The sequence below is a fragment of the Algoriphagus sp. genome, assembly GCF_024642405.1.
Classification (GTDB): Bacteria; Bacteroidota; Bacteroidia; order Cytophagales; family Cyclobacteriaceae; genus Algoriphagus.
The window spans coordinates 20,271-28,860 of the sequence record NZ_JAHEBC010000019.1; the positions used below are offsets into that span (position 1 = coordinate 20,271).

The 8,590-nt window shown below is 36.6% G+C and carries 10 protein-coding genes; 4 read left to right on the forward strand and 6 right to left on the reverse strand.

Annotated features, from left to right (window positions below; genetic code table 11):
- Window positions 1-87 precede the first annotated feature (87 nt).
- From Q0L68_RS02945 to hemN, 4 genes are all read left to right on the forward strand, one after another.
- The gene (locus tag Q0L68_RS02945) at window positions 88-966 is read left to right on the forward strand and encodes a DUF58 domain-containing protein (protein ID WP_296699129.1); all 879 of its coding nucleotides are present in this window, start codon (window positions 88-90) and stop codon (window positions 964-966) included.
- On the forward strand, window positions 959-1,855 hold the full coding sequence (locus Q0L68_RS02950; protein ID WP_296699130.1) for a hypothetical protein: 897 nt from the start codon (window positions 959-961) through the stop codon (window positions 1,853-1,855). Before Q0L68_RS02945 ends, Q0L68_RS02950 begins: the two co-directional genes overlap by 8 nt.
- Complete coding sequence (locus Q0L68_RS02955; protein ID WP_296699132.1) at window positions 1,836-2,879, forward strand: VWA domain-containing protein; 1,044 nt, start codon at window positions 1,836-1,838, stop codon at window positions 2,877-2,879. The genes Q0L68_RS02950 and Q0L68_RS02955 overlap by 20 nt, the downstream gene beginning before the upstream one ends.
- Window positions 2,880-2,995: 116 nt before the next feature.
- Window positions 2,996-4,354, forward strand: coding sequence for an oxygen-independent coproporphyrinogen III oxidase (gene hemN, locus Q0L68_RS02960; RefSeq protein WP_296699134.1), 1,359 nt, complete (start codon window positions 2,996-2,998; stop codon window positions 4,352-4,354).
- Between the two features lies 1 nt (window position 4,355).
- Here hemN and Q0L68_RS02965 read toward each other — a convergent pair whose 3' ends face one another.
- The 6 genes from Q0L68_RS02965 to ccoO form a co-directional block, all read right to left on the reverse strand.
- Window positions 4,356-5,060, reverse strand: coding sequence for a sulfite exporter TauE/SafE family protein (locus tag Q0L68_RS02965; RefSeq protein WP_296699136.1), 705 nt, complete (start codon window positions 5,058-5,060; stop codon window positions 4,356-4,358).
- Window positions 5,061-5,486: a FixH family protein gene (locus Q0L68_RS02970; RefSeq protein ID WP_296699138.1), complete on the reverse strand. Its 426-nt coding sequence runs from the start codon at window positions 5,484-5,486 to the stop codon at window positions 5,061-5,063. It abuts the gene before it with no gap.
- Between the two features lie 11 nt (window positions 5,487-5,497).
- Window positions 5,498-6,913 (reverse strand): cytochrome c oxidase accessory protein CcoG, encoded by a 1,416-nt coding sequence (gene ccoG, locus Q0L68_RS02975; RefSeq protein ID WP_296699140.1) that lies wholly within the window; start codon window positions 6,911-6,913, stop codon window positions 5,498-5,500.
- A gap of 51 nt (window positions 6,914-6,964) precedes the next feature.
- A complete protein-coding gene (locus Q0L68_RS02980) occupies window positions 6,965-7,891 on the reverse strand; it encodes a cbb3-type cytochrome c oxidase N-terminal domain-containing protein (RefSeq protein ID WP_296699142.1) in 927 nt (308 codons plus the stop codon).
- Complete coding sequence (locus Q0L68_RS02985; RefSeq protein WP_296699144.1) at window positions 7,888-8,070, reverse strand: cbb3-type cytochrome c oxidase subunit 3; 183 nt, start codon at window positions 8,068-8,070, stop codon at window positions 7,888-7,890. Before Q0L68_RS02985 ends, Q0L68_RS02980 begins: the two co-directional genes overlap by 4 nt.
- Window positions 8,071-8,081: 11 nt before the next feature.
- On the reverse strand, window positions 8,082-8,590 hold a 509-nt coding region (ccoO, locus tag Q0L68_RS02990), incomplete at its 5' end, for a cytochrome-c oxidase, cbb3-type subunit II (RefSeq protein ID WP_296699146.1).

The window sequence follows — 8,590 nt, forward strand, 5'->3', positions numbered from 1 at the left end:
TTAACTGAAATTTCCCTCACCCTTCATATAAGACAAATTTTATAATTCAAGCGAGTACTATAACTTAGCCAGTTCAAATCACCCAGAATGAATCAACTATTCAGTAAGCTTAGGAAATACGAGATCATGATCCGAAAAGTGGCTAATAACCACCTGCAAGGAGAATACCAATCTCTATTTAAAGGCTCTGGTCTAGAGTTTGATGATTTACGCCCTTATCAATACGGAGACGACGTAAGAACGATCGAATGGAAAGTTTCAGCCAAAGGGCATGGCACTTTTGTTAAGACATTTCGTGAAGACAAAGACCAATGTGTTTATTTCCTACTTGATATAAGTGGAAGTCAGGATATAGGTCAAGCAGGAAATAAGAAAATTGATCAGGGTAAAACTATTGCTGGAGTATTGACCTTGGCTGGAGTTTTTGACGGAAGTCAAGTGGCATTGATAAGTTTTTCAGACCAAAAAGAAAATTTAATTCTCCCCGGTAAAGGAACCAAACAGGGAGTTAAAATGATAAGGGGAATTTTCGACCATGAAAACAAATCCTTAAAAACCGATTTGAACGCCATGTTCACCTTTGCTTTAAATTTAATTAAAAAGAGAAGTGTGGTAATCGTTATTTCAGATTTCATTGACGAAGGATTCGAGCGTCCTTTTAGAGCCCTTGCTGAGAGACATGACTTGGTCGCTATTCAGCTTACGGACCCTCGGGAATCAGCTCTCCCTTCTCTCGGTATTATACCTATTTATGATAAAGAGCGTGGAAAGACAACTTGGGTAAATACCGCTTTTGGCAGTTTTTCAAGAAAAATAGCCGAAACTTTTTCCTCCGAAAGAGTCAATTTAAAAGAGATTTGTAAAAAAAATCAGATCAATTACTTAAGTATTGATACTACTCAGGATATTGTAGCCCCGCTACTCGAGTTATTCAAATACAGAAACAAAAGAATGAAACGTGGGTAAATTCATTAAAATCCTTCTTTTATTCTTCATACCTTTTATTTCTTGGGCTCAGGAGGTAAAAGTGGATGGCTATTTTATGCAAGATTCTGCAATGCTAGGTGAGCGTGTTGGATATGTATTAAAAGCTAGTTATCCTGAACAGAAACAATTAATATTTCCAGATTCACTTTTTGATTATTCTCCTCTGGTACTTTTAGAAAAGAAGACGTTCATTTCCAGTACCTCGGAAGGAATAACAAGTGATAGTACAATCTATTTCGTTTCAAATTTTTCCTTGGAACCAAGTATATATTTGGCATTGCCTGTTTATGAATTGGTTCGCTATGATAGTATCACACACTTTCCTTTGGAAGCTGAGCTGAAACTTAAACTAACTTTGGACAGTATTCCTGAACAGCCTGTTTTCCAAGAAAATAATGTTTACCAACCTCTTGAAAAGGAATTTAACTGGATTGTAATAGGGGCTCTTCTTGGTGGAGTTTTGCTTCTACTTGTAATTTTCTATTTCCTTTTTGCAGATAGGATTAAAAGAATGTGGAAGCATCGAAACCAAAAAAGACGTTGGGATCAATTTGAAAAGAAATGGATTAAACAAACAACCTTACTTACTCAACAGCCTACTCTTGAGCTTGCGGACGAAGTTCAGGGAATGTGGAAAGCCTATATGGAAAGCCTCACCAAACTCCCATTTCAAGAATGGACCTCCAGTGAAATTGGCCAAGAGTTAGATAATCCTGAAGTTTTCAAAGCTTTAAGAACTATTGACTTGATCATCTATGCAGGAGGATCAGAAAAAAGTGAAGAGGCAACTAGCTATTTATTGAAATTAGCGAAAGAAAAGCATTTGGAAAAACTTAACGAGATGAAGCATGCAAGAGCAACTAGCTGAGTTTTTTAGCTGGTCTTGGTTTTTGCCAGAGACCTTCAAAACCTATGAATGGGAGAATCTTTGGATTCTGAACCTCCTTTGGATTATCCCAGTTTTAATGCTTTTCAGGAAGTTTGTTAAGTTTTTAAAAAATCCTGTCCTCGAGCTATCCCTTCCAAAAAGAATAGCAAAAAATAATCCATGGACTTATTTAAGGCTTATTCCTACAGGATTCTTTTTCCTTTCTTTAGTCATGATAATCATTGCTTTAGCCAGACCGCAGAGAAGTAATGAGAGAGTGGAACAGTTTACTGAAGGGATTGATATTGTATTAGTTATGGATATTTCTGAATCCATGGATCTTCAGGATTTTACGCCAAATAGACTTGAAGCTGCAAAAGCTACCGCCGTAGATTTTATAAATGGCCGCTTTGGAGATAGAATTGGCATGGTTGTGTTTGCTGGAGAGGCTTATTCTTTGGCTCCTCTTACCAATGATTATCAATTATTGACAGATTTGATCCAGGATATATCATTTAATATGATGGAAGCAAAAGGTACAGCAATTGGTTCTGCTATTGCTTCTGCAACAAATCGAATGAAAGAATCTGAATCTGCTTCCAAAGTTTTGATTTTACTCAGTGATGGTGAAAGCAATGCCGGAAATGTAGATCCTCTATTTGCCGCAGAATTAGCCTCCGCATTGGATATTAAAATCTACACAATTGCTGTTGGAAAAGATGGAATGGTTCCTTATGGAACAGATTTCTTTGGTAGGCCTCAAATGGTAGAAAGTTATTTAGATGAAACCACCCTCAGAGAGATCGCTAAAATCGGAAATGGAGAATTTTTTAGAGCTGCAGATGGCGGAACTTTGAATAGTATTTTTGAAAGAATTGACAATTTGGAAAAAGCAGAAATCCTTGAAAACCGATATAAAGAAACTTCAGATTATTACCGTGTTTATTTATTCTGGGCCATGATGCTATTCTTCTTTTGGCTACTTCTCAAAAGCAGTTTTCTTAATAACTTCCTTCTTGATTAAATAATAAAAGAAGTATCTATTTACAAGCCTCTTACCTGATATTTATCAGGTTTGACACTTATTATGATCACTGATTCTACCGTGATTTCCCTACATTTTTGTGCAAACAAAAAGAAATGGCGCTATCACCAGAACTAATCGAAAAATACAGTAAACCAGCTCCACGTTATACTTCGTATCCAACAGTTCCATTTTGGGAAAACGATTTGACCTCCGAAAGATGGGAATCACTTGTTAAATCAGCTTTTCAACAATATGGAGAGAATGAAGGAATCACTCTTTACATTCATCTACCCTATTGTGAAAATCTTTGCTCCTACTGTGGATGCAATAAAAGAATTACCAAAAACCATTCTGTAGAAATACCCTACTTGAATGCTTTACTGAAAGAATGGAATAAATACTTAGCTATTTTCAAGACGACTCCAAAACTTGCCGGAATACACTTAGGCGGAGGGACACCAACATTTTTCAAACCTGAATCACTTGAATATTTCCTAAAAGAGATCATTCAAAATTCCTATATCTTAGAAGATGCTGAATTTAGTTTTGAGGGACATCCCAATAATACAACTTTGGCGCATTTAGAGACACTGAATAAATTTGGCTTCGACAGGGTCAGTTTTGGAATTCAAGACTTTGACTTAAAGGTTCAGCAAGCAATACACCGCATCCAACCTTTGGAGAGAGTCATTGAAGCAACCGATAATGCCAGGAATTCCGGCTATAAGTCAATCAACTTTGATTTAATTTATGGTCTTCCATATCAGACTTTGGAAACCCTAGAAGACACATTTAAAAAAATTGCAGATTTAAAGCCGGATAGAATTGCCTTTTACTCCTATGCCCATTTACCCAGTGCTTTCCCTGCCCAAAAAAGCTTTGAAAAGCATCTTCCAGAAGATATTCAAAAGAGAGGATTATATGAGTTTGGAAAAAAGAAGCTGATCGAATTAGGGTATGAGGAAATAGGAATGGATCATTTTGCTTTGCCTTCTGACTCTCTAAACGTAGCAAAGAGAAATGGGACTCTTCACCGAAATTTTATGGGTTACACCACCTCACCTTCCAAAGTTTTGATTGGTCTGGGAGCTAGTAGCATAAGTGATATTCATTTAGGGTATGCACAAAATGAGAAAAATGTTGAAGCTTTTAAGGATTCTTTGAATAAAGGAGAATGGGCTATTCAAAAAGGCCATAGTATGACAATTGAGGATATTCAAATAAGAGAAATAATTCTTGATTTGATCTGCAAGCAACAAGCCCATATCCCAATAGATATTTGGGAAAAAATAAGTGATAAGAAGATTTTTCAATTGAAAGAAATGGAATGGGAAAATCTGGTTAAAATCAATAAGGGTATAATTGAGGTAACTAAATCAGGAATTGGGGTTATTAGGCATATTTGTATGCAATTGGATTTGAGGTTACAGGCCAACCAAAATAATTTCAAACACTTCAGTAAAGCAATTTAATTTACCTGCAAATTGTAATTTCTATTTGTTCTGCCCCATAGTTATAAACCTGTAAATCAGGACTAAATCCATTTAGACCTAATCCTAGTCCTCTAAAAATAAATAAGATTCCAATCAGTACGCCTAAATACGGGATTGCTGATTGGAATTTTTGTCTTAAAGAAATATTGAGAACACTTCCTGAAACCATCAAAACCAATAAGAGCGGAACTGTTCCGATTCCAAAGAAAAACATGTACACTGCTCCTAGAAAAGGGCTTTGCAAAGCTAAGGCCGCTACTAAAGCCATATAAACCATACCGCAAGGCAATAGTCCATTTACCATTCCAGTAGCAAAAAAAGCAGAGGATTTACCCGATTTCAGATATTTTCCCAACATTCTTTTTATCCATAGAATCCATTTTGAGAAAAAAGGAATGGATAATAATCGGTCTGATTTTTTAAAACTTATTGCAAAAACAAGAATCAAAACTCCCATGCCAATGGACAATCCTTGCTGAAGCCCAGCAAGTGCCAAAGAAAACCCCAAGGCTCCAATAACCAATCCTAAGAAAGCATAAGTAATACTCCTCCCAATATGGTATAAAATCTTATTGCCTATAAATTTATTTTTATTTGCTCCTCCTACTGCCAAGGCTATAGGGCCACACATTCCTACACAATGGAACGATCCTAAAAATCCTAATATGATAGCAGTCCAAAGCATTTAAAAATTCAACTTCTTTTCCTGATAAAACTCAACCCCATTTTCAACCCAATTCAGCTGAGCTTTCCAATAACCTTTTTTAAGTTTATCTACAGGAACCTCAATAATTCCTTTATTATTCCCATCAATTGCCAATCTTTGATCTAATTCTGCATTTGAAGGTCTAAACAAATGAAGAGTACCTTTAACACCGGCAGGTAAATCTAAAATCAAATGTTGCTTTTGAGAATCAAAACTGATGACATCACGATTTTGATCTAGGGTAATCTGTTCCTTATCAATTTGGTCTTGGTAAGCTATTTCCTTTTCGTAATAGCCTTCTGTAACTAATTCAATACCCTCCATTCTCACAGAAATCACCACCATTGTCATAATGATTACAATGAATCCAATAATTGAAAGTAAAATTCCTGTTCCCCAATTCATGTTGAATTTCTTTATTTATTGACTGGTGCCATGAAGTTTGTCTGAATATCGCCAAATTCTTCTCCACCTGCACTTAATTGTAATGATACTTTTTCCTGTGAAACCTGTACATCTTCTTGATTTCTCACCAAGAAAAATCTACCCTCAAATTTAGATTGAGGCTCCAGTGTCCAATGAGTATCTCCTACTACTTCTAAATCCATCCCTGCTGCCATAGGCTTCAAATCCACTGTTTGAGGCTCAAATGTTTTGTTTATAAGTGTTATTTCGTAAAGATTTGAAATTCTTCCATCTTCCCTAGTTTGATAAGTCATCCCTGGGAATCTCGTCACAGTGCCATTTATAGGTTCTCGAGTTGCGATCAATGAAATAAAACCTGCAACAAGTAAAATCAAGACGACTACATAGGCCTTAACTCTTCCAGTAATTAATTTTTGAAAACCTTCTTTGATACTATTTTGTGAAGCATATCTAATAAGACCTGTTGGCCTTTCGACTTTTAACATTACTTCATCGCAAGCATCAATACAAGCGGTGCAATTGACGCATTCCATTTGAATCCCGTTTCTAATATCTATACCTGTGGGACAAACTTGCACACAAAGACTACAATCTATGCAATCCCCTTTTGGCTCAAGTTCAGCCTGGTTCTTTCTAATGGGAGCCCTAGGTTCGCCTCGAACATAGTCGTACATAACGTTAATCGAATTGTTATCCAATAAGACTCCCTGCAATCTCCCATAAGGGCAAACTACCAAGCAGGCCTGCTCCCTAAACCAAGAAAAAACAAACATGAAAATTCCCGAAAACGCAATCAATCCAATGAAGCCAGCCATATTTGCTGAGGGAGGCTGAGTTACAACCTCAATCACTTTGTCCACTCCTATTAAATAAGCCATAGCTAAATGACCAATCATTAAGGATATTATTCCAAAAATTAAATATTTAGATCCTTTTTTCCTGATTTTATCGGAAGTCCAAGGTGCGTTATTAAGAGCTCTTTGTTGATTGGCATCTCCTTCTATCCAATATTCAATTTTTCGGAAAACCATTTCCATAAATAAGGTTTGCGGGCATGCCCAACCACAAAATACCCTTCCGAAAATCACTGTAAACAGAATTACAAAAACGAAGAATATCAGTAAAAGAAAAATCAACAAATAAGTATCCTGCGGCCAAAATACTGCTCCGAAAATGATAAACTTCCTTTCGAAAATATTAAACAAGAGCCAAGGTCTGCCATCCACTTTAATAAAAGGACCCGCAAATAAAATTGCTAAAAGAAACCAGGACAAATATGTTCTATATTTATAAAATAAGCCTTTTACTTTTTTAGGGTAAACCCAATTTCGTTTTCCATCTTCTTGGACGGTTGCCAATGCATCTCGAAAACTATCAGGATCTAAATGTGGATTCTTTTTTGCCATGGTAAAGGCTTTGATTTAGCCGGAAGAAAAATCCCTTCCGGCTTAATAAAATTAATTTGAAGCGGCAATTACTGCAGTACTATCCGTTTTAGCAGGTAAATCATCCCCTGTAGATCCACCTACCAATTCCCCTTGTGGGTCTTTTGGATTTACAGGACTAGTGCCATTTAAGGTTACTATGTAGCTAGACACATTTTGAATCTCCTCTGGGCTTAATTGATCTTGCCAAGGAATCATACCTTTACTGACAACTCCATATTTGATTACTGAAAATATATCACTGATGGTATTTCCATGCAACCAATAATCATCAGTGAGGTTGGGTCCGACTCCACCACCACCATCTGTAGCATGGCAGGCCGCACAGTTTCCTTCAAAAATAGCTTTCCCAGAAGCCAGTGAATTAGCTGTTTCATCAAATACTACTGTAGTTTCATCAATGCCTGTAGCTGTATTTGCTTTTCTTTCTTCAGCAAGAACTGCTTCGACTCTCAATTCTTCTTCATATTCTTCAACTCCAGTCTTTCCATAACCCAAAACTGTATAATTAATAAAATAACCGATTCCAAAAACAGCTGTAATAAGAAATACATATTGAAGCCAAGGTGGCATGAAGTTATCCAACTCAGTAATCCCATCATAAGAATGGTCTGACATTTCCTTTTTCTCCACAGCTTCATCCTCAACATCACCAGTGATGAATTTTTCTTTAAAAGACTCCCACCAACTCGGTTCAAGAGCCATTGCAGGGTTTTCTTTTTTGAAAACCGCTGAAATAAATGACATCAAGTAGATTATAAGAATCAACAATAAAATGATGATCCCTAAAATCACCCCCATGATTACAAGTAAGGTCAGCTGATTCCCATCCATATTCATGAGCTTGTCATAACTTGAACTTTCAGCTTCTTGAGCGAAAACTGAGTTTGTAGCGGCTAGGCCTACAAATGCGAGCAATAAGGTTAGTATATTTTTCATGACTCGTTCTTAATTATTTCATCTTCATCCATAGGTAAAGATTTCATATGATCGATGTAAGTTTTAGGTACTTTAATAACCCAGATAAACATTGCGACAAAGAATATCACAAAAATCAGTAGTGAAATCACAGGATAGATTTCGATATTTTCGATAGATCTTAAAACTTCTTTATACATGATATTGAGATTTATTCGTTGGATGAAGTTGCTTTGATATCAGTCCCCAATCGCTGTAAATAAGAAATTAAGGCTACTATTTCAGTATTAGGCATTACTTCTACACCAGCTTCTTTCAGGTTAGCAGTAATCTTTGCGGCCTGTGCTTCCAATTCGGCCGTTGCTTTCTCGTCATATCCCTCTGGATAAGGAACTCCAAGCTTTTGAAGGGTTCTTATTTTAGCGGGTAAACCAGAATAGTCTAATTCATTTTCGACCATCCATGGATATGGAGGCATTAATGATCCTGGAGACATTGATCGTGGATCCATCATATGGAAATAATGCCAGCTATCAGGGTATTTTCCACCAACTCGATGCAAATCAGGACCGGTACGCTTTGAACCCCATAAGAACGGTCTGTCATATACGAATTCTCCTGCTTTAGAGTATTCACCATATCGTTCAGTTTCAAACCTGAAAGGTCTAATCATCTGAGAATGACAACCAACACATCCGTTTGCTATGTAGAGGTCTCTAC